19 protein-coding genes are annotated in these 23,805 nt (G+C 62.3%); 8 read left to right on the top strand and 11 right to left on the bottom strand.

What is annotated here, in order from left to right:
- Nucleotides 1-42: 42 nt before the first annotated feature.
- Genes HMPREF3176_RS07610 through HMPREF3176_RS07595 form a run of 4 tightly spaced genes read right to left on the bottom strand, consistent with a single transcriptional unit; the run spans nucleotide 43 to nucleotide 4,199 of the window.
- A complete protein-coding gene (locus HMPREF3176_RS07610) occupies nucleotides 43-927 on the bottom strand; it encodes a carbohydrate ABC transporter permease (RefSeq protein WP_082738825.1) in 885 nt (294 codons plus the stop codon).
- Nucleotides 924-1,868, bottom strand: coding sequence for a carbohydrate ABC transporter permease (locus HMPREF3176_RS07605; RefSeq protein WP_070459409.1), 945 nt, complete (start codon nucleotides 1,866-1,868; stop codon nucleotides 924-926). The genes HMPREF3176_RS07610 and HMPREF3176_RS07605 overlap by 4 nt, the downstream gene beginning before the upstream one ends.
- Entirely contained in the window at nucleotides 1,865-3,253 is a 1,389-nt protein-coding gene (locus HMPREF3176_RS07600) for an extracellular solute-binding protein (RefSeq protein ID WP_070459406.1), read from the bottom strand. Before HMPREF3176_RS07600 ends, HMPREF3176_RS07605 begins: the two co-directional genes overlap by 4 nt.
- Nucleotides 3,254-3,266: 13 nt before the next feature.
- Entirely contained in the window at nucleotides 3,267-4,199 is a 933-nt protein-coding gene (locus HMPREF3176_RS07595) for an endo-beta-N-acetylglucosaminidase H (RefSeq protein WP_070459403.1), read from the bottom strand.
- 221 nt (nucleotides 4,200-4,420) lie between these two features.
- Here HMPREF3176_RS07595 and HMPREF3176_RS07590 point away from each other — a divergent pair, with 221 nt between their 5' ends.
- On the top strand, nucleotides 4,421-5,800 hold the full coding sequence (locus HMPREF3176_RS07590) for a glycoside hydrolase family 125 protein (protein ID WP_070459400.1): 1,380 nt from the start codon (nucleotides 4,421-4,423) through the stop codon (nucleotides 5,798-5,800).
- On the opposite strand, the gene HMPREF3176_RS07585 is transcribed toward HMPREF3176_RS07590, so the two are convergent.
- On the bottom strand, nucleotides 5,797-6,822 hold the full coding sequence (locus HMPREF3176_RS07585; RefSeq protein ID WP_168161963.1) for a LacI family DNA-binding transcriptional regulator: 1,026 nt from the start codon (nucleotides 6,820-6,822) through the stop codon (nucleotides 5,797-5,799). The genes HMPREF3176_RS07590 and HMPREF3176_RS07585 overlap by 4 nt on opposite strands.
- A 74-nt stretch (nucleotides 6,823-6,896) precedes the next feature.
- Between HMPREF3176_RS07585 and HMPREF3176_RS07580 the strand changes: the two genes are divergently transcribed.
- The 6 genes from HMPREF3176_RS07580 to HMPREF3176_RS07555 all read left to right on the top strand — a co-directional run bounded on the left by HMPREF3176_RS07580 (nucleotide 6,897) and on the right by HMPREF3176_RS07555 (nucleotide 16,152).
- Nucleotides 6,897-8,087, top strand: a complete 1,191-nt coding sequence (locus tag HMPREF3176_RS07580; protein ID WP_070459395.1) for a glycoside hydrolase 5 family protein — start codon at nucleotides 6,897-6,899, stop codon at nucleotides 8,085-8,087.
- Between the two features lie 89 nt (nucleotides 8,088-8,176).
- Nucleotides 8,177-11,239 carry an alpha-mannosidase gene (locus HMPREF3176_RS07575; RefSeq protein WP_070459392.1) on the top strand — a complete coding sequence of 1,021 codons (3,063 nt, stop codon included), beginning with the start codon at nucleotides 8,177-8,179 and terminating at the stop codon, nucleotides 11,237-11,239.
- Between the two features lie 166 nt (nucleotides 11,240-11,405).
- Nucleotides 11,406-12,686 (top strand): extracellular solute-binding protein, encoded by a 1,281-nt coding sequence (locus tag HMPREF3176_RS07570; RefSeq protein WP_016663747.1) that lies wholly within the window; start codon nucleotides 11,406-11,408, stop codon nucleotides 12,684-12,686.
- 75 nt (nucleotides 12,687-12,761) lie between these two features.
- A complete protein-coding gene (locus HMPREF3176_RS07565; protein ID WP_070459389.1) occupies nucleotides 12,762-13,646 on the top strand; it encodes a carbohydrate ABC transporter permease in 885 nt (294 codons plus the stop codon).
- A 13-nt stretch (nucleotides 13,647-13,659) separates the two neighbouring features.
- Entirely contained in the window at nucleotides 13,660-14,601 is a 942-nt protein-coding gene (locus tag HMPREF3176_RS07560; RefSeq protein WP_070459386.1) for a carbohydrate ABC transporter permease, read from the top strand.
- A 162-nt stretch (nucleotides 14,602-14,763) separates the two neighbouring features.
- The gene (locus tag HMPREF3176_RS07555) at nucleotides 14,764-16,152 is read left to right on the top strand and encodes an extracellular solute-binding protein (RefSeq protein ID WP_070459383.1); all 1,389 of its coding nucleotides are present in this window, start codon (nucleotides 14,764-14,766) and stop codon (nucleotides 16,150-16,152) included.
- A gap of 40 nt (nucleotides 16,153-16,192) precedes the next feature.
- Here HMPREF3176_RS07555 and HMPREF3176_RS07550 read toward each other — a convergent pair whose 3' ends face one another.
- From HMPREF3176_RS07550 to HMPREF3176_RS07540, 3 genes are read right to left on the bottom strand one after another with little or no spacing between them, the layout of a single operon-like run.
- On the bottom strand, nucleotides 16,193-17,059 hold the full coding sequence (locus HMPREF3176_RS07550; RefSeq protein WP_070435582.1) for a carbohydrate ABC transporter permease: 867 nt from the start codon (nucleotides 17,057-17,059) through the stop codon (nucleotides 16,193-16,195).
- A 13-nt stretch (nucleotides 17,060-17,072) separates the two neighbouring features.
- Nucleotides 17,073-17,993 carry a carbohydrate ABC transporter permease gene (locus tag HMPREF3176_RS07545; protein WP_210386461.1) on the bottom strand — a complete coding sequence of 307 codons (921 nt, stop codon included), beginning with the start codon at nucleotides 17,991-17,993 and terminating at the stop codon, nucleotides 17,073-17,075.
- Between the two features lie 5 nt (nucleotides 17,994-17,998).
- Complete coding sequence (locus tag HMPREF3176_RS07540) at nucleotides 17,999-19,297, bottom strand: extracellular solute-binding protein (RefSeq protein WP_070459380.1); 1,299 nt, start codon at nucleotides 19,295-19,297, stop codon at nucleotides 17,999-18,001.
- Between the two features lie 529 nt (nucleotides 19,298-19,826).
- On the opposite strand from HMPREF3176_RS07540, the gene HMPREF3176_RS07535 reads away from it, so the two are divergent.
- On the top strand, nucleotides 19,827-20,336 hold the full coding sequence (locus HMPREF3176_RS07535) for an NUDIX domain-containing protein (RefSeq protein ID WP_070459377.1): 510 nt from the start codon (nucleotides 19,827-19,829) through the stop codon (nucleotides 20,334-20,336).
- A gap of 163 nt (nucleotides 20,337-20,499) precedes the next feature.
- Here HMPREF3176_RS07535 and HMPREF3176_RS07530 read toward each other — a convergent pair whose 3' ends face one another.
- Genes HMPREF3176_RS07530 through HMPREF3176_RS07520 form a run of 3 tightly spaced genes read right to left on the bottom strand, consistent with a single transcriptional unit; the run spans nucleotide 20,500 to nucleotide 23,600 of the window.
- Nucleotides 20,500-21,375 carry a carbohydrate ABC transporter permease gene (locus tag HMPREF3176_RS07530; protein WP_070459373.1) on the bottom strand — a complete coding sequence of 292 codons (876 nt, stop codon included), beginning with the start codon at nucleotides 21,373-21,375 and terminating at the stop codon, nucleotides 20,500-20,502.
- Nucleotides 21,376-21,387: 12 nt separating this feature from the next.
- The gene (locus HMPREF3176_RS07525) at nucleotides 21,388-22,308 is read right to left on the bottom strand and encodes a carbohydrate ABC transporter permease (RefSeq protein ID WP_202974885.1); all 921 of its coding nucleotides are present in this window, start codon (nucleotides 22,306-22,308) and stop codon (nucleotides 21,388-21,390) included.
- A 5-nt stretch (nucleotides 22,309-22,313) separates the two neighbouring features.
- Nucleotides 22,314-23,600: an ABC transporter substrate-binding protein gene (locus tag HMPREF3176_RS07520; RefSeq protein ID WP_070459370.1), complete on the bottom strand. Its 1,287-nt coding sequence runs from the start codon at nucleotides 23,598-23,600 to the stop codon at nucleotides 22,314-22,316.
- Nucleotides 23,601-23,805 lie beyond the last annotated feature (205 nt).

The following is a 23,805-nucleotide window of genomic DNA, read 5'->3' as shown; positions in this document are numbered from 1 at the left end:
ATGCCGGGAGCGCCCTTCAGGTTAAAGCAACCGTCGGACCACCTAGCCCTTGACGCCGCCGGCGGCCGCGAAGCCCGTGCCGAGACTGCGGCCGAGCGCCAAATACAGCACCACGATCGGGGCGGAGTAGAAGATCGAGAACGCCGCGAGCTGGCCGTACGCCACCTGGCCGTACTGGGACGAGAACGTGTAGAGGGTGACGGCTGCCGGGAGTTTCTCGGGGCTGAGCAAAAGCATGAACGGCACGAAGAAGTTGCCCCACATGCCCACGAAGGTGAAGATCGTGGCGACGGCGAGGCCCGACTTCATGAGTGGAAGAACGACCGAGAGGATCGTGCGCACCACACCTGCGCCTTCCGTCCACGCGCTTTCCTCAATCTCGACGGGCACCGAATCGATGAACCCTTTCGTGAGGAAGATGGCGTAGGGAAGCGACGACGTGGCAAGGAACAGGATCGCGGCGGGCATCGAGTCAACGAGGTTGACCTGCACGAACATCGAATACACGGGGATCATGATCGCCGTGATCGGAAGGCCCGTGGAAAACAGGATGCCGAGAAGCAGCGGGCGCCGTGCCCGGAAGCGGTACCGAGAGAAGGCGTAGGCGCATAGCACCGCGACCGTCATCGTGATGAGCGTTGCGCACCCGCACAGCACAAGCGAGTTGAGGAGCGGGCGGAACGTCGTCTGCTCGTTCCAGATTGCCTGATAGTTACCGAGACTCCAGTGTTCCGGCGCTTTCACCGCGAGAGTCGCTTCGGTATCGAATGACGCAAGCACGACCCACAGAATGGGGATCGCGAAACTTACGCTAATGAGGGCGATGACGATCGAGGACAGAGCGGACGTAAGGCGCCCGCGCGCCGTGTGAGGCTGGTTTCCGCGGTCGCTTTTCGCACGGGCCTTCGTGGGAGCTGCGGTGGTCATCGCTTGTCCTCCTCGGGCAGAAGCTTCAGATAGATGAGTGAGGCGATCGCCCCAATCGCGAGCAGGATGAGCGCGACCGCGGTGCCGTAGCCGAGCTGGCCGTACGAGAACGCCTGCTCATACATGTACAGGGGGAGGGTCTGGCTGCGACCGGACGGCCCGCCACCGGTCATGATGAAGATCAGACCGAACACAGAGAGGGTCTGCAGCGTGATGAGCATGAGGTTCGTAGCGATCGCGGTACGCATGAGCGGAACTGTGATGCGCATAAGTCGCGTGAACGCTCCGGCGCCGTCGATCTCCGCTGATTCGTACACGTCCTTGGGAATCGACGTGAGCGCCGCCGAGTAGATCAGCATCGTGAACGCTGTTCCGCGCCAAATATTCGCGAATGACACCGCGAGGATCGGCGCGCTAAAGAGCCAATCCTGACCCGGAAGCCCGATGCTCGTGAGGAGCGTGTTGAGGGAGCCCTGATCAGCGAAGAAGGTGTACAGGAGGTAGCCCGCGACGACTTCTGGAAGGATCCACGCGAGAATCACGATCGACGTGCCGATGAACGTCACGAGGCGGTTGGCCTTCTCCATGAGGAGTGCGAGAACCATGCCAAGGAGATTTTGGCCGATAACCGCGGACACCAGGGTGAAAATCAGGGTGAGGACGACGGCGTTCCAGAACCGATCGTCGCTAAAGGCGGTGATGAAGTTGTCCAGCGCGACGAACTCCACGGCTTTCGCGTTCTCGCCGCGCACGGCTTTATTTGTAAACGCGAGATAGATCGAATAGACGATCGGGCCGAGCATGAAAATCGCGATGAGCAGGAACGCGGGAACCATGAGGAGGCCGCGGCGAGGCGTGAGGTGATTCCCGAGGGGAGCCCGTTTGCGATTGGTTGGCGCACTTGTTGGCGCCGCTGCGACGGCATCTACGGAAGTACTCATGAGTTACGCACCTCGATGTTGTCCTTGCCCACCAGCTCGGTGAGCTTGGTGTCGTACCAGGCGGCTGCCTGCTCGGGAGTCTTGTCGCCCACCATCACGGTGTCCATTGCGTCTTGAAGAGCGGAAGACACTTCGGGATAGACCGCAAACGCTGGCCGGTAATAGGCGGCTTCGAAAATGTCGGTGAAGAATCCGACGGTTGGCGAGTAAGTCCTGTATTCCTCGTTTTTCGCGACGTCCCTCCTTGTCGTGAGGTTGGCGCCGCTCTTATTGCGGTAGACGAGACTCTCGAGCGTGCACAGTTCCTTAATGAGTTCGAACGAGAGATCTCGGTCGCGCGCGTGGGTGGGGATCGTCCATCCCCAGCCGCCGGCGAGGGTGGTCAGCCCCGGTTCTTCTCCATTTTGCGTGGGCATCTGGGCCAGGCCCACGTCGTCCTGCCACGTGGGCCACGGTGCGGGGCCGTCCTCAGCCCACTGGTTGGAGATCCACGAGCCGTCAATGAGGATTCCGAGTTTGCCGGCGGGGAACATCGTCGATTGGATCGCTTCGGCGATATTCGGGTCGAGGTGTTGGGAAACGGGCAGCGTGAGCTTCTCATCGAATTGGCGCTTGTAAAACGCGAGCGTGTCGATGAAGCCCTGCGACCCTGCGACCCACTTCTTCGTCTCGGGGTTGTAGAGGGTGTCGTTCGTGCCATACAGCAGCATTTCGAAGCCCTGCATCGAGGCTTTTTCGCCCTGGGTTTTCCCGCAGTACATGAACATGCCGGCAGCATCGACGTTCGCGTCACGAATGGTCGTGGCAGCTTCGGCGATCTCCTCCCACGTGTGCGGCTGCCACTCGGTGGGAAGGCCGGCCTTTTCGAAGACCTTCTTGTTGTAGTAGATGCCGCGCGTGTCCGTTTCAGTGGGAACGCAGTGCGCGCGTCCCTCGGGATCGACGGCTGCCGCTTGGGAGGCGGGGTAGAGGTTGTCCCAGCCCTCCCAGCCCTTGACGAGATCGTCGATCGGTTGAATGTATCCGGCGGCAACGTCGGAGAGCAGGATGAAGGTGTCTTCGAAAACGAGGTCGGGGCAGCTTCGCGGCGACGACATCAAGAGCTCGTTCTTCGTGAAGTAATCGTTCTCCGCGGCGACAATCGGAACGAGCTCGACGCTCACGCCGGGATGCTTCTTCGTGAACTCCGCGATGATCTTCGTGAGCCACTGCTTGAGGGTCGTGCCCGAACCAAACTGCTGATAAGCGACCTTGAGCGTGGACGAATCGCGGTCACCCGAGCAGCCTGCGAGCATCGCGAGGGGGAGTGTGGTGGCGATTCCGCCGGTCACCTTCAGGAAGGTTCGCCGTGAGGATCGCTCCGTCACCTTGACTGATGGACGCATCGCGCGGCTCCTTTCATAGGACGAATTCGCCCGTGTAGGTGGCTTCGCTTCCATACAGCGCACGGGTGAAGGCGCTGACCTTCGCTGACTGATCGCCAGGCTGAAGCTCGTATGTCACAAACGCCCCGAAGCCGTCGTCAACCGTGCGCTGGGCGAGCTTTTCAATCCCGCCGAGGGAGATCCCGCTCGCCCTCGATAGGTCGATCGCGGCCGCGCCGTAGCGCTCTTTCGGCAGTCCCGGGACGTCGAAAACGTTGTACTGGTTGTAGTACGGGTTCCATGCGTAATCGACGAGTTGGCCCGCGCTGAGGCCTCGATACTCGGCGTGCTCGGAACTCGGGCCGATGAAGTAGAACGAGATCACTCGGTTGGGCAGTCGCTTGCGCAGCGATGACAGCATCGCGAGGAAGGAAAAATCGTTCGGCTCGCCCGTGCCGTTCTTGCCGTATTCGACCCATTCGTCGTCGAGGTCTACGCCGTCGAGGCCGTAGCGGCGAACGGTACGCGAGACCTGCTTCGCGAAGTCGTCGGCCGCCTTGCGGCTCGGGAAGTTCGCGAAGCCAGCGCCCTCATGGTTGCCGAGGACGGAAAGGAGGACCTTGATGCCGCGCTGCTGGAGAGGGCGGATCGTGGTCTCTGCATTGTCGAGGACCCGTTGAACATTGTCGTTCATGTGAAGGTAGGCTTTTTCGCCGTCGTAGTTGATATTCGCCGCGAAAATAACGACGTAGTCGAATGCTGGTGTGCCGTCGGAAAGAACATAATTGCCGACGTTCAGAATCGAATTACTGTTGACCTCGATATAGGCGACCGAGGCAATTCTCGAGCCGCGTCCGGGGCGGTGCGGGTGTGCAAGTGCAGGTGACGCCAGTGACAGCGCACCTGTGGTTGCGGCAAAGGCGACGCTTCCGCGAATAAGGGTGCGGCGGGAAAGGGGGCGATCCATGTCTCACTCCGTTGTAGACGCATATGGGCCAATCGCGTATCTATGGCGCGATTCACACACGAGACTAAAGCCCCTACCTGGGAATGTAAAGGCGTGGGACAGGTGCGAGCCGTGTTGCTTCAACCGTGAGGGATGCGAGAAAGTGGGAGCATCGAAGACCGGAAGAAGGTCGACATCCGCCACTGTTGGCGGCCGAGAACCCCGAGCGAAATGAGCTAAGAGTGCCCCGCTTTGCCACCGTCGGAACCCCCCACCCCCAAGGCATTGAACTCGCCCCTGAACTCCTTGAACGCGTGTCTGCCCGCGTGCGCGACGCTGCTGGCGAGGACGTCGCCGAGGCCGTGGTGCGATTCCTTGACAACACCGCCCGCACGACGGTTCGTGAGCGCGGCAAGGGGGACACGTTTGTGATGACGGGCGACATCCCCGCGATGTGGCTGCGAGATTCGTGCGCGCAACTCTCGCCACTCCTTCGCCTGGTTGGCGAGGACGAAACCCTCGGTGACTTGATCGGCGGACTGCTCGCGACCCACTGGCGCATGATTCTCATCGACCCGTACGCAAACGCGTTCAACGAGGAAGCCAACTCCAACCGCTGGGATGACGACGAACCCGAGCCGAGCCCGTGGGTGTGGGAGCGCAAGTTCGAGATTGACTCGCTCGCCTACCCGATTGACCTCGCCGCGCGCCTGCTCGCAACCGGCAACACATCCTGGATCACCGCCGACACGCTCCCAGCCCTCGATGCCGTCCTCGAGGTCCTCGAAACGGAAAGCCGCCACGAAGAACGCTCGGCGTACACGTTCGTGCGCCGCGACTGCCCGCCCACCGACACGCTCGTGCGCGAGGGGCGAGGGCGGCTCACTGAGCCGTGTGGGCTCGTGTGGCAGGGCTTTCGCCCGAGCGATGACGCGTGCGCACTCGGCTACAACATCCCGGGGAACCTCTTCATGGCCGCCGCTCTCAGGGCCGTGCCGGCGCTCGTGGAGGCGTGCGCGAAGGCCGAGTTTAGCGAGGCGCCGGGAGAGCGGGGCGAAGGGGTCCGACGCCTGCCCCTGGGCGAGCGTGCCGACCTCGTACGCGAGGGGATCCTCAAGGGGATTGAGGCGCACGGAATCACGCGCGATGAGGGGGGTGCCCGGTTCTGGTACGAGGTCGACGGTTCCGGCGAAGCCCTCTTCATGGATGACGCGAACGTTCCCTCGCTTTTGTCTCTCCCGTATCTGGGTGTAATCGATGCCGAGGACCCGCTGTATCTCGCGACCCGCGCGGCCGTCTTGAGCACGGCCAACCCGTTCTACTACGAGGGATCGGCGCTCGCGGGAGTCGGCTCCCCGCATACGCCCGAGGGCTACGTGTGGCCCATCGCGAAATCCGTCGAGGGGCTCACCTCGACCCATATCGACGAAAAGCGGGCAATTCTCGAGTTGCTCCTCGCAACGACCGGTGGAACCGGCTATATGCACGAAGGCATCGACTGCAACGATCCCACGGCGTTCACGCGCGAATGGTTCTCGTGGTCCAATGCGATGTTCTGCGAGCTTGCCCTCGATGTTGCGGGCATCTCTCGCCCGGCGCTCGTGGTTGAGCCGCTTCTCTAGCCCTCGACGCGCGGCGGGAGAGTGTCGCGCGCGTGAAGGCGCGGGCACGCGAGTTCGCGTGTGCGGGGCTCGGGCCCGGGATTGTCGCGCATGTCGCGGAGGACTTCCACCGCGGCGCTTCCCATCTCGGCGGGGCTTCGCTCGAGCGTCGAGACCGCAGGGGTGCGGAGCGTAAGGCCAGGGGTCGATTCCCATGACACGACGCCCGCGTCTGCGGGGACGGAGACATCGAGGTCGCTGAGTGCGCGCAGGGTCGCGAGAGTGAGGTCCTCGCTCTCGCACACGAACGTCGTCGCGGCCGTGAGGTCGAGCATCGAGGCGAAATCGCGAATGGCTGCGCAGGTGTCGTCGAGCTCGCCCAGGGGGATGCCGTGTTCAATCGCCGTGATCCCCGGCCGGCTGCGCCTAAGAGCCTTGAGGCGAGCCTCGCCGTGACTGTAGCGGGCGTGCGAATGGAGGTAGGCGATGCGGCGCGTTCCGTGGGCCACAAGATCCTCGATAAGCGTGTCCATGACGAGAGCGTCGTCGATGAATACGGAGGAGAACGGCTCGTTCGTTCCGGGCTTGCCGATGAAGACGGTGGGAACGCCGAGCGTGTTCGTAAGCGCAGGCCGCGGGTCGTCGGGGCGAGGGTTGACGAGGATGAGCCCGTCGATGCGGGACTCGCCGTGCCATTGGCGAATCGCCGTGAGCTCATCCTCGAAGTTCTCGACAATTTTGAGGACGAGGGCGACGGGGCTCGACGAGAGTGCGTGCTCGACGCCCGCGATGAGCTGGAGGAAGAAGGTGTCTCGCGCGAGTTCGGCGTAGGACGACGTGATGATGAGGCCGATCGCGTTGACGCGCGAAGTGGACAGCGCTCGAGCGGCACTGTTTGGGGTCCACCCCATGTCGCGGGCGATCGCCATGATTTTTTCGCGGGTGGGTTCGGCGACTCCGGGCCGCCCGTTGAGCGCGAACGACACGGCGGTACTCGAAACACCGGCGGTGCGGGCGATATCGGCGATGGTGGGGCGGGCCATGCAGTCCATGATACCTTTTGAGCTAAAGCGCTTTAGGTGAGCGCATGGGTATCCAGCGACAACGAGGTGACGCGATGAATCAACAGCACGCGTGGGGCGCGAACTACACCCCCCGAAAAGGCTGGTTCCACTCCTGGGCGAACCTCGATCTCGGCTCGGTCGACAACGACTTCGCGACCCTCGCCGACCTCGGCCTCGACCACGTGCGCATCTTCCCGCTGTGGCCGCTCCTGCAGCCCAATCGCACTTTCATCGACTCGAAAGCCATCGACGACGTCCTCGCCGTCGCCGACGCCGCCGGCGACGCGGGCCTTACGGTCTCGGTTGACCTGCTCCAGGGACACCTGTCGAGCTTCGATTTCCTCCCCGCGTGGGTGAGTACGTGGCATCGCCGCAACATTTTCACCGACGCCGACGTCGTGGACGGCCAGCGCGCCCTCGCGCGCACCCTCGCCGCCGAGCTCTCCGCCCGCCCACACGTCTCGGGCCTCACGCTCGGCAACGAGATCGGTCAGTTCGCCGCCCCACGGCACCCCGAACGCCACGAGATCTCCCCGAGCGAGGCCTACGCCTGGCTCGACGGCATGCTCACCGAGGTGCGCGGAGCCTTCCCGACGGGAGCCCACCACCATTGCTTTGATGACGACACGTGGTTCGTCGATGCTCACCCCTTCACTCCCCGCGCGGCCGTCGAACTCGGTGACTCCACAACCGTGCACTCGTGGATCTTCGGCGGCGCGGCGCAACGCTACGGCATCGATGCCCCCGAGCTTCCCCACTTTGCCCGCTACCTGCTCGAGGTCGCAGACCTCTGGCACAGGGTGAGCGGGCAACCGTCGGACCGCCCCGTGTGGCTCCAGGAAGTGGGCGCGCCAACGCCGTGGGTGAGCCCCGAGAACGCCGCCGACTTCCTCGAGGGAACCGTTCGCGCAGCGTGCGGGTACCGAAACCTCTCGGGTATCACCTGGTGGTGCTCCCACGACGTCTCGAGAACACTTGCCGACTTCCCAGATCTGGAATATAGCCTGGGTCTCATCGATTCCGAAGGAGCGGTGAAACCCGCGGGCGAGCGCCTACGCGACCTCATCGCCCTCGAGAAAGCCGGCGAGCTTGCCACGACCCCGACCTCGACGCAGAGCGTGATCGTGGAGGGGCTGAAGGCCGATGGATCGAACCGCTCCCTCACCAATACAGGATCCGATGTCTTCGGCGAATGGATGGACTTCGCTCGCCGTGGAGAGTACCGAAGCCTCGAGCTCGGATAGCGCGAGCACCGTCGTTCGCCACACGCCGATCACGACCGTGCCCGCCCGCAACCCGAACGCGCAGCAGACCCTCGACGAAAGGCCAACCGATGTTCAACAACCGCGCGCACAGCGAGGACCGGGTCCGACGGTTCCTCGCTGAACAACTTCCCGCCCGGCGTCACCTCGATACCGCGCCCGTCACGATCGAAGCGTGGGAGGTGCCCGGCGAGCCCGTGCCTTTCGCCGAAGCGAAAGCGCAGACCTATAGCCCCATTGAGGTCGGTGCGCGCTGGGGCCGCCCCTGGTCAACCCTGTGGCTGCACGTGACGGGTGAGGTCCCCGATGCGTGGGTGAGCGACGACGAACGCGACATCGAACTCCAGCTCAACCTCTCCTTCACGAACATGCCGGGTTTCCAGGCCGAGGCGCTCATCTGGAATACCGACGGCACCACCGTCAAGGCGATCAATCCCTACAACCAGTACCTCACGCTCGAACCCGGCACCACGAGCTTCGAGTACTACCTCGAACTCGCCGCCAATCCCAACGTCGCAGGTGACTGGACATTCGCGCCGACGAAGCTCGGTGAGTGGGAGAGCGCGGGAGACGACCCGATCTACGACCTCACGGAACTTCGCCTCGCGTGGCGCTCAAAAGCGATCTGGGAACTCGAACAGGACGTCGTTGCGCTGAGCGGCCTCATGCATGAACTCCCCGAGGACAGCACGCGCCGCCAGGACATCCTCCGCTGCCTCGACGATGCGCTTGACGTCGCCGACCCGGATGATCTGCACGCGACGGCTCACGACGCGCGCGAGGTTTTGCGTCGTGAACTCGACAAGCCCGCCAATGCCTCCGCGATGACCGTGATCGCGACCGGCCACGCCCATATTGACTCCGCGTGGCTCTGGCCCGTGCGTGAGACAGTGCGGAAATGTGCGCGCACCTTCTCCAACGTGTGCTGGCTCCTCGAGCATTACGACGACCTCACGTTCTCGTGTTCATCGGCGCAGCAGTACCAGTGGATCCGCGACTTCTACCCCGAACTGTTCGAGCGCATCAAGACGCACGTCGCGAGCGGCCGTTTCATTCCCGTGGGTGGCATGTGGGTCGAGTCCGACACGAACATGCCCGGCTCCGAGGCAATGGCCCGGCAGTTCATTCAGGGCAAGAGCTTCTTCTTGCGCGAGTTTGGGCTCGAAACCACAGAAACCTGGCTGCCCGATTCCTTCGGTTATTCGGGCGCGCTTCCGCAAATTTGCGCCGCCGCGGGCAACACCAACTTCCTCACCCAGAAGGTCAGCTGGAACCAGTTTTCCGTGTTCCCGCACCACACGTTCTGGTGGGAGGGCATCGACGGCACGACGCAGTACACGCATTTCCCGCCCGCTGACACCTACAACTGCCAGCTCACCGGCAAAGAACTCGCATACGTCGAGAAGAACTACAAGGACAAGGGCCGCAGCCACATCGCGCTCAGCCCGACCGGTTGGGGCGATGGCGGTGGCGGCCCCACGCGCGAGCAACTCGCGGCGGGCCGCAGGGCCGCGAACCTCGAGGGCTCACCAAAGGTCGAGTTCTCGAGCCCCACGACATTCTTTGAGTGCAGCCGCGCCGAATACGCCGATGCGCCACGCTGGAACGGTGAGCTGTACCTCGAGCTGCACCGCGGCACGTACTCGTCGCAGATCCGGGGTAAGCAGGGCAACCGCCGAAGTGAGGCGCTCATGCACGACGTCGAGAAGTGGAGTGCGCTCGCCGCACGCCTCGATGACTCGTTCGAGTACCCCTATGCGGAGATCAACGAGCTGTGGGAAAAGGTCCTCCTCCTCCAGTTCCACGACATCCTCCCCGGCAGTTCGATCGCGTGGGTGCACAAGGAGACCGAACACAACTACGAGGGCATCGCGGAGCGCGGCGAGGAGCTCGTCGAGAAGGCCCTCGAGGCAATCGCAAGGGCAAAGGACACGGGTACGGGAAAGAGCAGCGGCGATGGTGAAAACGCGGGCGAGGTCACGTGCGAAGAGTCCGACGGCTGCTTCGCCCTCAGCAACAGCCACGTGTTCGCCAAGATCGACGCCGACGGCCACCTCGTGAGCCTCCGCGCCGGCGAAAGCGGCCGCGAGCTCATCGCCCCCGGCGCCAAGGGCGCGCTGCTCCAGCTCCACCGCGATACTCCCAACGCGTGGGATTCATGGGACATCGACGAGTTCTATCGCCGCATTGGCAGGGACCTGGCAACCGTCGGACCCGTGAGCGTGGAGCGCGAAGGCGAGGCGGTGCACGTGCGCGCCACCTACGAGACCCGCACGGAGGGCGTGCGCACCGAGGAGCGTCCGTACCCCGGAGCGCCCTCGAACGGGGCCGGCTCGAGGATCGTGCTCACGTACGTGCTCGCGCCCGGTGCCAAGGGGCTCGAGGTCGTGCTCGACGTGGATTGGCACGAGCGCAAAAAGGTTCTCAAGCTCGCGTTCCCGTTCGACCTGCGCGCGGCGCACATGGCGAGCGAGATCCAGTTCGGGCACATCGAACGCCCCATCCCCGTCAACACGCTCGACGACTTCGGTCGCTTCGAGACGTGCGCGCACCGCTGGGTGCGCGTGCACGAGGGTGAGCAGGCAGGCTCGGCCGTCGCGGTGGCGAACGACTCTTCGTACGGCCACGACGTGTGCCGATGCCTTCGCGAGAGCGACGGTGGCACGACCACGATCGTGCGCGCGACCGTGATCCGCGCGGCCGAGTTCCCCGATCCGCGCGCAGAGGAGGGGGAGTACCGGATGCGGTACTCGCTCGTTCCGGGTGCGTCGATTGCCGACGCAATCGACGAGGGCACGCGACTCAACCAGGCGCCGCGCGACGTCGATCAGGACCTCGTGGACGCAGCGCTCGCGCGCATCGAGGGGGAGGGGACCTCGCTGCGCCTCCAGACGCTCAAGCTCGCCGAGGACCAGTCGGGCGATGTGATCGTGCGCCTATACGAGTCCGAGGGCGTGCGCGGCGAGGGCGTGGTTGTGGTGCCTGGCGCTGAGGAGATCGTCGCTGTGGATCTTCTCGAGCGTGAGCTGACCGAGGAGTCGGTGCTGCACTACCAGGCCCAGCGCGCTGACGGCGACCGGATCACGATCGCGGCTCGGCCGTTCCAGATTGTGACCCTTCGCGCCCGTTTTTAACTGGATTCCATAGGGGTTGTGGGGGTTTGGGCCCGCGGGCGGTGCGAGCTGCCTGCGGGCCTTCAGTCTTCCGTGTGGCTGAGGAGGCATGTACACTTAACTTTAGCGGTTTAGTTATCACCGGTCTGGTGCCGCTCACGACATCTCAAGGAAGAGGTACACGGCAATGAAAACAACTCGTCGCGCGGTTCTCGGTGCAGGCGTCGGGCTCATGGGGCTCACCCTCGCGGGATGCGGTCTGAGCGGTGGCGGCGGCAGCGCCGAACAGGATAAAGCCGCCAAGGAAGCCAAAGAAGGCAAGGTCGAAGGCGAGATTTCGTTCCAGACCTGGTCGCTCAAGAACGAAAAATTCAGCCCCTACTTTGAAGACCTCGTTGCAAGGTTCGAAAAAGAAAACCCGGGCGTCAAAGTCAAGTGGATGGATCAGCCCGGCGAAGGCTACGAGGATAAGCTCCTCGGCCAGGCAAACTCCGGCGCGCTCCCTGACGTCGTCAACGTTCCGCCGAACTTCGCGTACTCACTCGCAAAGAACGGCATGCTTCTCGACCTCGCGAAGGCCGACGACAAGCTCAAAGACATGTACGTCGAGGGCGGCGTCAAGGCCTACGAAATGCCGGGCATCGACGGCAGCTACGGCTACCCGTGGTACCTCGGTACCGACATGTCCTGGTGGAACATCGATGCGCTGAGCAAGTTCGGCGTGAGCGAGGAATCGCTGCCCACGACCTTCGACGAGCTCTACGACCTGGCCATGGAAGCCGCCAAGCAGGGGGGATCCGCCCCGATCATCTCCTCGCTCCCCGAAATCATCATCACCTCTGGTGACGACGGCAAGTTCAACTTCAATACCGACGAAAACGTCGACTTCCTGCAGAAATACGTGGAGCTGTACAAAGCCAAGGCCATGCCGGTCGAGGTGCTGAGCGATAACTACACCGGTAACGCCCAGCTGTACAAGCAGGAGAAGGTGCTGTGGACAACCGCGACCTCGAGCTACCCCACCGAGCTCAAGACCGATAACCCCGGCCTCATCGAGAAGACGGTCGTCACGAAGCGCATGGGGCAGCCGCCCCTGTTCGTGCAGGGCATCGCCGTCTCCGCAAAGTCGAAGGCCCCCGCCGCAGCACTCGCCTTCGCGAAGTTCGCGACGAACACCGAAAACCAGATCGAGTTCGTCAAGCTCGCACAGGGCTTCCTGCCCGGCACGAAAGAAGCGGCAGCCGACCCCAGCAAGTTCGCCGAAAAATCGGACATCGAACTGCAGAACAAAGCAGTCGAGCTGGCCGCCGAGTCGATGAAGACCGCAGTCGACCCCACGAACGTCATGTGGACCGAAGACATGAAGACCAACATGGGGCAGCAGATGGCGCTCGCCATGCGCGGCGACATCACGGCTAAAGAAGCGCTCGACGCAGCCGTAAAGTACGGCAACGATCAGCTCAGCTGACACCCGTCGCCGGGCGAAGCCCCTCGGGCCTCGCCCGGCCCCTTTACGCCGCACCGTTGGAAGGAAAGAAGTAGCGTGCGTTCATACAAGTGGTACGTCCCGTGGCTCCTCGTAGGCCCCGCAGTTGTGTGGGTCGCCGTTTTTGCTCTGTGGCCGTTCGTCAACACGGTCGTCCTGAGCTTCACGAATGCGCGCCCGCTCACCGGAGGAACCTTCGTCGCCTTCGACAACTATGCGGCGCTCTTTAGCGATGCGCGCGTGTGGACATCGCTCGGAACGACGCTTGCCTTCACCGTCGCGTGCGTCCCCCTCCTGACCTTCTTGCCGCTCTTGCTCGCTCTCCTCGTGCACCGCATAATTCCCGGCATTTCGTTCTTCCGAACGACTTTCTACTTCCCCGTCATCGCCTCGGTTGTTGTCGTGGCCCTCATCTTCCAGTGGCTCTTCGACTCACACGGCGTCATCAACGAAACCCTGCAATTCCTCGGCCTCGTTCAAGGCCCGTTGCCGTTCCTCGCCTCGCGATGGGGCCTCATTTTCACGGCCGTCGTCCTCACCGTATGGAAAGGCCTCGGGTACTACATGGTCGTGTACCTCGCGGCACTCGCCAACGTCGGCAACGAGCTCCACGAGGCTGCAGCCATGGACGGCGCGAGCGCCTGGCGCCGCTTCTGGTCCGTCACCGTTCCGGGCGTGCGCGGTGCAATGTTTCTCGTGAGCGCCCTCATCACCGTGAGCGGCATGCGCGTGTTCTCCGAACTGTACGTGCTCTCGAAAGGCTCGGGCGGGCCCGGTGGCGAGGCATCCTCGCTCGTCATGCTCGTCCAGCAAGTCGGCTCAGGCCTCAACGGCAGGCTCGGATACGCATCGGCGCTTTCCGTGCTCCTCTTCCTCTTCACGGTGGGGCCGCTCATTCTCGTGGCCTACCTCAACAACCGGCCAGACTCGAACGCGCGATAAGGAACTGATCGGAATGTCCACTCTCGAAACCGGAGCCGGCACCGTGAATAAGGAAGCCGTCGGAACTTCTTCCCGCACCTACCGCAACACGAACCGCCCGTGGCGCAGTAAGGAATCCGGGGGATTTAATAAGCCGACGCTTGCCGGCTTGATCGTGCGCTACATTCTGCTCGTCGCGATGTTCTTCGTGTCGGTGGGGCCGTTCCTGTGGCAGCTCAGTACGAGCTTCAAGGGGCCGAGGGACCCGATCTATCAGTTCCCGCCGTCGCTTCTGCCGAGTGATTTCACGCTCCACAACTATGTGGAGGTTGCCAACACCGTGCCGATCCTCGGCTACGCCTGGCACTCGCTCATTGTCGCCGTGTCACTCGCACTCGCGAACGTGGTCTTCTCGACGATCGCCGGTTACGCACTGGGCTGCTTGCAGTTCAAGGGCAAGAAAATCGCGCTCGGGATCCTCTTTTCGACGCTTCTCCTGCCTGGCGAAGTGACCCTCATGAGCCAGTTCCTCACGATCAAGTCGCTTGGCCTCGCCGACTCGCTCGCGGGCGTCGTGCTTCCCGGCCTCATCGGTGCTGTCAACGTTCTCCTCATGATGGCGGCGTGCCGATCGATCCCGCCGGCGCTCCTTGACGCGGCCGTGATCGACGGCGCGAACACGTGGCAAATCATTACGCGAGTGGTGTGGCCGAACGTGCGGGGCATGGCGAGTGTCGTCGCCATCTTCGCGTTCATCGGCGGGTGGGATGACTTCCTGTGGCCGCTGCTCGTGCTGAGCGATCCCGACAAATACACGCTCACCGTGGGCATGCAGTACCTCAACTCGAACTTCGGTTCCAACCCGCGCGTGATCGCCGCGGGCACCATGATTGCGCTCGTGCCGATCATCCTGTTCTTTGCCGTGTTCCAGCGCTTCTTCTTCAAGGGAGTGGAAGACGGCGCGGTTAAGGGGTGAGTGAAGCACCGCGGCGAGGCGATCGCGTGCCCGCGATCCGGCCAAAGTTCCGCAGGCAGCCCGGTCATCGATAGGCTACGGGAGTCTCCCCGGCCCCTCGCGTGGAGTACGGGGCAGCTCAGCCACGCACTCCGGTGGCCCGCGAACGAGAGGACCGCCATCATGCACCACGCCGCGAGAGTCACGGACCGGCCGTCGCGCCGAAACTTCCTCACGGTGACGGGTGGTGTGGCGGCAACGCTCCCGCTGTCGATGCTGACCGGGTGCGCGAGCGAACGCGACGCCTCGACGCTGCGGATCGCGTTCCAACAGTTCGGCTCCGACACGAACCTCCAGCGATGGCTGACAGACGTCGCCGAGGCTTTTACCGCGAAGCACGCGGGAGTGAGCGTTGAGCTTGTGCCGATCGTTGCCGCGACGAATGACTACTTCACGAAAAATGAGCTGCTCATGGCCTCGCCGCGCAGCTGCCCCGACGTCGTCTTCGAAGATTCCTTCATTCTCCAGTCCGACATCGCCGCCGGTTACCTCCAACCGATCGATGATCTCGTTGACGCGTGGGAGGCCTGGGAGAGTTTCTACCCGGCCTCCAAGGAGGCTGCCAAGGACACCGAGGGGCGCGTGCACTTTATTCCCACCGAGACCGATACGCGCGGCATCTACTACCACAAGAGAGTGTTCGAGAAGGCGGGACTTCCCACCGAGTGGCAGCCGCAATCGTGGGAAGACATCGCCGAGACTGCCGCGGTCATTCGCGACGCCGACATCGGCGCGACCGGGATGTTCATGTACTGCGGAAAAGCGCAGGGCGAATCAGCCTCGATGCAGGGCCTCGAGATGCTCCTCTACGGCACGAACGACACGCTCTACAACTCCGACACGAAGAAGTGGGTCGCGGGATCGCAAGGCTTCATCGACGCGCTCGCGTTCTATAAGCGCCAGTTCGACGAAGGCCTCACGCTCCCCGCAGCCCGGCACTTCGACCCTAATCTCATGGACGCCGTGCAGGCCACGATGTTCCCCGCGGGCGAGCTCGGCATCCTCATCGATGGATCGTGGATCTCATTCCTCTGGGCCGAAGGCAGCCTCGCCCCCTGGCCCACGTGGCCCGATGACGTCGGTGTCGCCTTCATGCCCACCCAGCACGGCAAGGCCCCGGGATCGACAACTCTCGCGGGAGGCTGGGGCTGGGCGATCCCGACGCACGCGCGTGATCGCGACCTCTCGTTTGCACTCGTCAAGGAGCTATGCAGCCTCAAGCACCAGGTTCAGCGCAACATCACGGGAGGCACGCTGACGACGAGGAGGGACGTCGCGCAAAACGAGGAGTACAGGGGGTATTCGCCAACCGTCGGATTCTTCACCGACATGCTCGAGGGCGCCCATTACCGGCCCGCCTTCGCGGTCTATCCCGAGGTGTCCTCCGCTATCCAGGACGCGATGGACACCGTGATGGTGGGCGACAAAACGCCGGAACAGGCAGCGGCCTGGTACGACGCGAAGCTTGCCGAACTCGTTGGCGACGCGAACGTCGAAACCCGCAAAGCCTGAGCGCCGGGGGAGTAATTGCCCCCGCTCATGAAGGAGCGGGCTAGGACTTCACCGCGCCCTCAGCGATGCCGGCGATGAACTGCTTCGCGCCGATGATGAACACGATGATGAGCGGAACAACGGCGATGAGAGCCGAAGCCATGAGCATGCCGTAGTCACTTCCGTGGGCGGTCTTCAGCTGGCTCAATGCGACCTGAAGCGTGAGCTTATCCGGGTTCGTGAGCACAATGAGGGGCCACATGAAGTCGTTCCATGCGCCGATGAACGTGAACATGCCGAGGAAGGCGAGGGCCGGCCTGATGAGCGGGAGGCACACGTGGCGGTACTGGCGCAGGAAGCCACAACCGTCGATGCGGGCAGCCTCGAGCAACTCGGTTGACACCGAGTTCGTCGCGTATTGACGAAGCCAAAACACGCCGAACGCGCTTGCGAGCGACGGGAAAATCAGGGCCTTGAGGTCGCCGGTCCAACCGAGCTTGCTCATGAACAGGAACTGCGGGATGCTCGCGAGCTGGGCCGGCAGAAGGAACGTGGCCATGATGATGAGGAAGAGGCCTTTTTTGCCGGGGAACTCGAACTTCGCGAAGGTGAATGCGGTGATCGACGAAATGAAAAGCCCGAGTACCGTCACGGACAGGGCCACGACCAGGGTGTTGCCCATTGCCGCCCAAATGTTGATCTTCGAGGTGATGGTCTCGATGTTGGTGCCGAGACGATCGCCGGGAAGCACATCCGGCGGGAACTTGAAGATCGCGGACGACGGGTGGGTCGCGAGGATGAACATCCAGTAGAACGGGAACAGCGAGACGAGCGCACCCGCCGTGAGCGCAATGTATTTGAGAATCGTGGTGATCCGGATCGGCTTCCGGCGGCGCACAATCGTGTCCGTATGAGTCTGAGCTGTCATGTCGAGGCGCCCCTTAGTCCTTGCGCTCGCGGGTCACGAGCCAGTTGATGATCGAGAAGAACATGACGACAACGAAAACGCCCCACGCAATCGCGGCGCCGTAGCCGTAGCGGTTCTCTTGGAAGGCCACCGAGTAGAAGTACATCACCATGGTGAGACCAGAGTTGTTGATGCCGCCCGCACTTGCTGCACCTCCGGAGTTCGAGGAGGTCAGCACCTGCGATTCGGTGAAGCTTTGGAGCGAGCCGATCGTCGACATCAGGGTGACGAACAGGATGATCGGCCGCAGCTGGGGGAGGGTGATGCGGAAGAAGATCTGCCACGAGTTTGCACCGTCGAGTGCGGCGGCTTCGTAGAGGGATTTATCGATCGCCTGGAGGCCGGCGAGGATAAGCAGCGCGTTGTAGCCCACAAACGCCCAGGTGGTGAGGCATGAGATCGCAATCTTGATGCCCCATTCGGTTTGAAGCCACGCGATGTTCTCGAACCCGAAGACGTTGATGATGGCGTTTGCGATACCGAATTGGCTCGAGAAGATCGAGCTGAACAGCATACCCATCGCGACCATCGACGTGATGTTTGGGATCAGGTAGATGACCTTGTAGGTCGTCGAAAACCGGAGGGTCGAGTTGAGCATGAGGGCGAGGATCGTCGCGAGAACGAGAGTCGGCACAGTGCCCATGACCCACAGAATCAGGGTGTTGACGAGGGATTTGTAGAAGAGGGGATCGGAGACCAGGTACTTGAAGTTGGTGAAGCCGATCAAGTCGAAGTCGCCCAACCCCGACCAGTTCGTGAACGCGAGCGCCATCGTGAAAACGACCGGCATCGCACCGAACACGAAAAAGAAGAAAAAGTACGGCGAGATGGCCAGGTATTGCGGCAGCGCCTTTTTGATGCGCGTCCCGAGTGGCCGGGGTTGGGGATTGCTCATATCTGTTACTTCACCTTGATGCCGGCCTGTTCGGCGATGCGCTTCGCGGCCGTGACCGCGTCGTTCCACGCCTTTTCAGGGTCCTTGCCTGTCGATTCCATTTGTTCGAGCTCTGCAGTGAACGGTGCGATGACCGATTCGGAGTTCGGGTCTTCATACAGCGGGCGCACGGTTTCGGCGGCGGCGCTGAAGACCTCCGCGGCTTTTTGGCCGCCGAGGAATTCGACGGCACCGTCGACCTCGGGCATCGAGTGCGCCTCGGGTGCAGCGGGGAAGTTGCCGCTGAAGGTGTACTCGACTGCCTGGTTCTTCGCGTTGAGGATGAAGGAGATGAGCTCGAACGACTTCTTCGGGTCCTTCGCGCCCTTCGGGATTGTCAGGAACGAACCGCCCTGGTTGACGGCCTCACCCGGGTGCTTGCACACGCGCCACTTGCCGGCAGTTTCGGGGGCGTCGACTTTCATGTCGGCGAGGTGCCAGGACGCGCCGAAGTCGGCGGGCAGGCGCCCCTCGTTGACAGCTGCCGCGGAGTCAGCGGTCTGCGAGTCGAGTGCGGCATTGATGCCGGCAGTATTCGCCTTGACCGCGAGATCCCAGGCTTTGCGGATGTGGTCCTGATCGCCGATGAACATCTGGTTCTCGTCGATAAAGCCCTTGCCGCTTTGGCGGTACGCGGTGCTGAAAATGCCGGAGCTGTTACGGATCAGGTAGGTGCCGGGCTTCTTGGCGATGAGTTCCTTGCCGAGTTCGAAGTAGGCGTCCCACTCGCGAATCGCGGCTTCGAGTTCGGCTGGCTCGGAGGGCAGGCCCGCTTCTTCGAAAACGTCGATGCGGTAGAAGAGGGCAGTGGGGCCGATGTCGATCGGGATACCGAGCTGTTTGCCGTCTTTCGAGGTGGCCTGCTGCCACTTCCAGTCGAGGTAGTCGCCCTTGATGTCTTTCGCGCCGAGCTCGTTGAGATCCTCGAAGTAGTCGGTCTTCGAGAGGAAGAAGGCGATGTCTTCACCCTTGACGCCGGTGATGTCGGGAAGGCCGGAACCGGCGCTGAAGGTGGTCGTGAGCTTCTGCTTGAAGTCGCCACCGATGACATTTTGGCGGAAGTTGATGTCGGGGAACTGTTCTTTGACGGCCTTGAGGGTGTCCTCGCTGAAGCCCTCGGGCCATGTCCACAGAATGAAGTCCTTGTCGCTGCCTCCGCCCGAAGCGGAGCCAGATTTACCGGTTGAGCAGCCCGTGAGGGCGAGAGCGATGGGGCCGAGGGTGAGCGCGCTGGCGCCCAGAAGCGAACGGCGTGAGATATCCATGGAAAACTCCGTAATTCGGAAAGCGTGAGGTTATAGGAGCTACTGAGTCCGCAGCCGTCGCGAACACGGAGCACTGAACCTTACTTCCGGGTATTGATGATGTGAAAATCCGCGGGGATATAAAGCTATCCACACGGTTGGGGTTATGAATTGTGTGCGCCCCGCCGACGGTGGCGGGAAGGGCCGCGGTGCCCCAATTCGCTGGCTCCGCTGCCCGTTCGAGTATAGCGCGCGAGCGGGGGACTTTTGCCCGCGCGCAGTGCGCGGTGCACGGGCGGCTGCTCGTGCCCGAGAGTGCGCCGACTGTAATCGCATTAGATGCGCGGCTTTGGGTGGCTTTTACAAATTGATGGGAGAGGTTTTTGTTGGCGAAAAGATCTGTATACAGATTACGTGGCCCGGGGTGGCGTACGGGGTGCGGCACGGGAGCGGTGCACCGGGTAAGGCGACCTCGACGAGCATCGACGAGAACCATTGCCGGCGCCCGCCGACCCTGACCGGGCTCAGGCCGCCTCGCTACCGTGGAGGCATGAGCGACCTCCTCCCGAACCCCTACTTCTACCAGCAGCTGCCTACCCTCTTTAGCTCGGGTGCGGCCGTGATCCGCGACGAGCACGGTCGAATCCTCGTGGAGAAACCGAACTATCGAGATCATTGGCTCTTGCCGGGCGGAGGCGTGGATGCCGGCGAGGACGCGCGAGAGGCAACCGCCCGGGAGCTGCGCGAAGAGCTCAACCTGGATCTTCCGGTCGGCCGGCTCCTTTCGGTGAGCTGGGTGCCGTCGAGTGCCGCTTACGGCGCACCGATGGGGGTCCATTTCGTGTTCGATGCCGGGGTGGTTCCCGAGGCGGAGCTTCGCGATCGAGTGCGTCTGCAGGAGGAAGAGCTTGAGGCGTGGGATCTCATCGACCCGCGGGAAGCGGCGATTCTTTCGCCGTGGGGCGCCGAGCGCGTGTGGCATGCTCTCGATGTTCTTGAAGGCCGCTCGGAGGTCGACCTTTTCGCGGTCAAGCGAGGCGAGAACGCCGACGCGCCGTGAGGTGGGGCAGGCGTCGGAAATTCCGACGGTCGCCGTGCACCAGCTGAACCCCACCAGCAAAGTGGTGCCCCGCGATGGGCCACACATGCTCCACCCATCGCGTGATCTCCCCATCGCGGATTGACGGCGTTATATGGCTGTCATGCGTACGCGCGAGGGAGGGCTACTTGAGGGCTCCCTCTGCGATGCCGGCGATGAACTGCTTCGCGCCGATGATGAACACGATGATGAGCGGCACCACCGCGATGAGCGCCGAGGCCATGAGCATGCCGTAGTCGCTGCCGTGGGCGGTCTTGAGCTGGCTCAGCGCGACCTGAAGAGTCAGCTTGCTGGGGTCGGTGAGTACGATGAGGGGCCACATGAAGTCGTTCCACGCGCCGATGAAGGTGAACATTCCGAGGAACGCGAGTGCCGGTTTGATGATCGGCAGGCACACGTGAAGGTACTGGCGGAAAAACCCGCAGCCATCCATGCGGGCTGCTTCGAGCAGCTCGGTGGGGATGGAATTAGTGGCGTATTGCCGAAGCCAGAACACGCCGAAGGCACTCGCGAGTGAGGGGAACACGAGGGCTTTGAGATCGCCGGTCCAGCCGAGTTTGCTCATAAAGAGGAACTGCGGGATGCTCGCGAGCTGGCTCGGCAATAGGAACGTCGCCATGACGATGAGAAACAGACCACGCTTACCCGGAAAATTAAACTTCGCAAACGTAAACGCGGTGAGGGACGCGATGATGAGGGCGAGGACCGTCACGGACACTGCTACGACAAGTGTGTTGCCCATCGCTGCCCAGATGTTGATCTTCGAGGTGATCGTTCCGATGTTTTGACCGAGTCGATCGCCGGGGAGAACATCTGGCGGAAACTTGAAGATCGCAGATGAAGGGTGTGTCGCGAGGATGAACATCCAGTAGAACGGGAACAGCGAAATGAGCGCGCCGATCGTGAGGGCGACGTATTTCAGCACGGTCGAAAGGTGAATGGGCTTTCGCCTGCGTGGAACCGCGTTCGCGAGGGGCTTTGCTTGCGTAGTCGAACTCATGACGTTGCTCCCCTAGTCCTTTTTCTCGCGCGTGACGAGCCAGTTGATGATCGAGAAGAACATGACCACGATGAAGACTCCCCACGCGATTGCGGCGCCGTAGCCGTAGCGGTTTTCTTGGAATGCCACCGAGTAGAAGTACATGACCATTGTGAGGCCCGAGTTGTTGACGCCGCCGGAGTTTGCTGCCCCTGAATTATTGGAGGACGTCAGAACTTGCGACTCGGTGAAGCTTTGAAGGGAGCCGATCGTGGACATGAGAGTCACGAACAGCACGATGGGCCGCAACTGCGGGAGCGTGATGCGGAAGAAGATTTGCCACGAGTTCGCCCCGTCGAGTGCCGCGGCTTCGTAGAGGGACTTATCGATCGCTTGAAGCCCAGCCAAGATCAGCAGAGCGTTATATCCCACGAACGCCCAGGTGGTGAGGCACGAGATCGCAATTTTGATGCCCCACTCGTTTTGCAGCCAGGCGATGTTGTCGAATCCCACCAGGTTGATGAGAACGTTGGCGATGCCGAACTGGCTGGAGAAGATTGAGCTGAAGAGCATGCCCATCGCGACCATCGAGGTGATGTTCGGGATGAGGTAGATGACCTTGTAGGTCGTCGAGAACCTGAGCGTTGAGTTGAGCATAAGCGCCAGGATCGTTGCCAACACGAGGGTAGGAACCGTGCCCATCACCCATAAGATCAAGGTGTTGACGAGGGATTTATAGAAAAGTGGATCAGTGACGAGGTATTTGAAGTTCGTCAGGCCGATCAGGTCGAAATCGCCGAGGCCCGACCAGTTCGTGAACGCGAGCCCCATCGTAAACACCACGGGCATCGCGCCGAACACGAAGAAGAAGAAAAAGTACGGCGAGATGGCGAGGTATTGCGGCAGTGCCTGTTTGATGCGCGTCCCGAGTGGTCGGGCCTTCGGCTCGATCATTGTGGTCAGTTCACCTTGATGCCGGATTGTTCAGCGATGCGCTTGGCGGCCGTGACTGCATCGCTCCACGCCTTTTCGGGGTCCTTCTTTGTCGATTCCACCTGCTCGAGTTCCGCGTAGAAGGGGGCGTTCACTGCTTCCGAGTTCGGATCCTCGTAGAGCGGGCGCACGGTTTCGGCGGCAGCGCTGAATACCTCAGCGGCCTTCTGACCACCGAGGAATTCGACCTCACCGTCAACTTCAGGCATGGCGTGAGCCTCGGGGGCTGCGGGGAAGTTTCCGCTGTGCTTGTACTCGAGTGCCTGGTTCTTGGCGTTGAGCATGAAGGAGAGGACCTCGAACGATTTCTTCGGATCCTTGGCGCCCTTCGGGATGGTGAGGAACGAGCCGCCCTTGTTCACGGCCTCACCCGGGTGCTTGCACACGTGCCACTTGCCGGAGGTCTCGGGAGCGTCCGACATGAGATCGGCGAGATGCCATGAAGCTCCGAAGTCGGCCGGAAGGCGTCCGTCGCTCACTGCTGCCGCCGAGTCGGTGGTCTGTGCGGCGAGCGCGCCGTTGATGCCGGCAGCGTTGGCCTTGACCGCGAGATCCCACGCGGCACGGATGTGCTCCTGGTCGCCGATGAACGCGCCGTTTTCGTCGATGAAGCCCTTACCGGCCTGACGCCAAGCCGTGCCGAACACGCTGGCCGTGTTGCGAACGAGGAAGGTGCCGGGCTTCTTCGCAATGAGTTCCTTGCCGAGTTCGAAGTACTCATCCCACGAGCGGATCGCGTTCTCGAGCTCCGTGGGATCGGAGGGAAGGCCCGCCTCTTCAAACACATCGAAGCGGTAGAAGAGTGCGGTCGGGCCGATGTCCGTGGGGATGCCGAGCTGCTTGCCGTCCTTCGTGGTGGCTTGCTCCCACTTCCAGTCGAGGTAGTCGCCTTTGATGTCCTTCGCGCCGAGGTCGTTGAGGTCCTCGAAGTAGTCGGCTTTCGAGAGGAAGAAGGAGATGTCTTCGCCTTTGACGCCGGTGAGGTCGGGAAGCCCGGAGCCTGCGCTGAAGGTCGTCGTGAGCTTCTGCTTGAAGTCGCCGCCGATCACGTCCTGGCGGAGCGAAATGCCAGAAAATTTTTCTTTGACGGCGTTGAGAACGTCGTCACCGTAGCCCTCGGGCCACATCCACAGGATGAACTCGTCGCCGTCGCCGGCACTTGAACCGGAGTTGCTCGTCGAGCAACCGACGAGAGCCAGTGGGCCAAGCGTGAGCGCGCTGGCTCCGAGGAATGAACGACGGGAAATATTCATTGAAAACTCCAAGTAAGCCTCGGTGGGATGCGCCGTGGATGATTCCTGTACGGCCGCGTTGCCGTGCCAGTCAATACCCGTGCGGTTAACGTCGAGTAAATGGAAAATGATGACGTAAGTAAACTTTTATTGATGCGGTTTGCGCCGACCGAAGAGTGCACTTTCTTCGAGCTGGGCCGACGGCGTGTTTTCCCCTGTCAAGGGG

Source organism: Dermabacter sp. HMSC08H10 (genome assembly GCF_001807585.1).
Classification (GTDB): domain Bacteria; phylum Actinomycetota; class Actinomycetes; order Actinomycetales; family Dermabacteraceae; genus Dermabacter; species Dermabacter hominis.
Note: the sequence above shows the minus strand (reverse complement) of the source record. Positions and strands in the feature narration are given on the sequence as shown.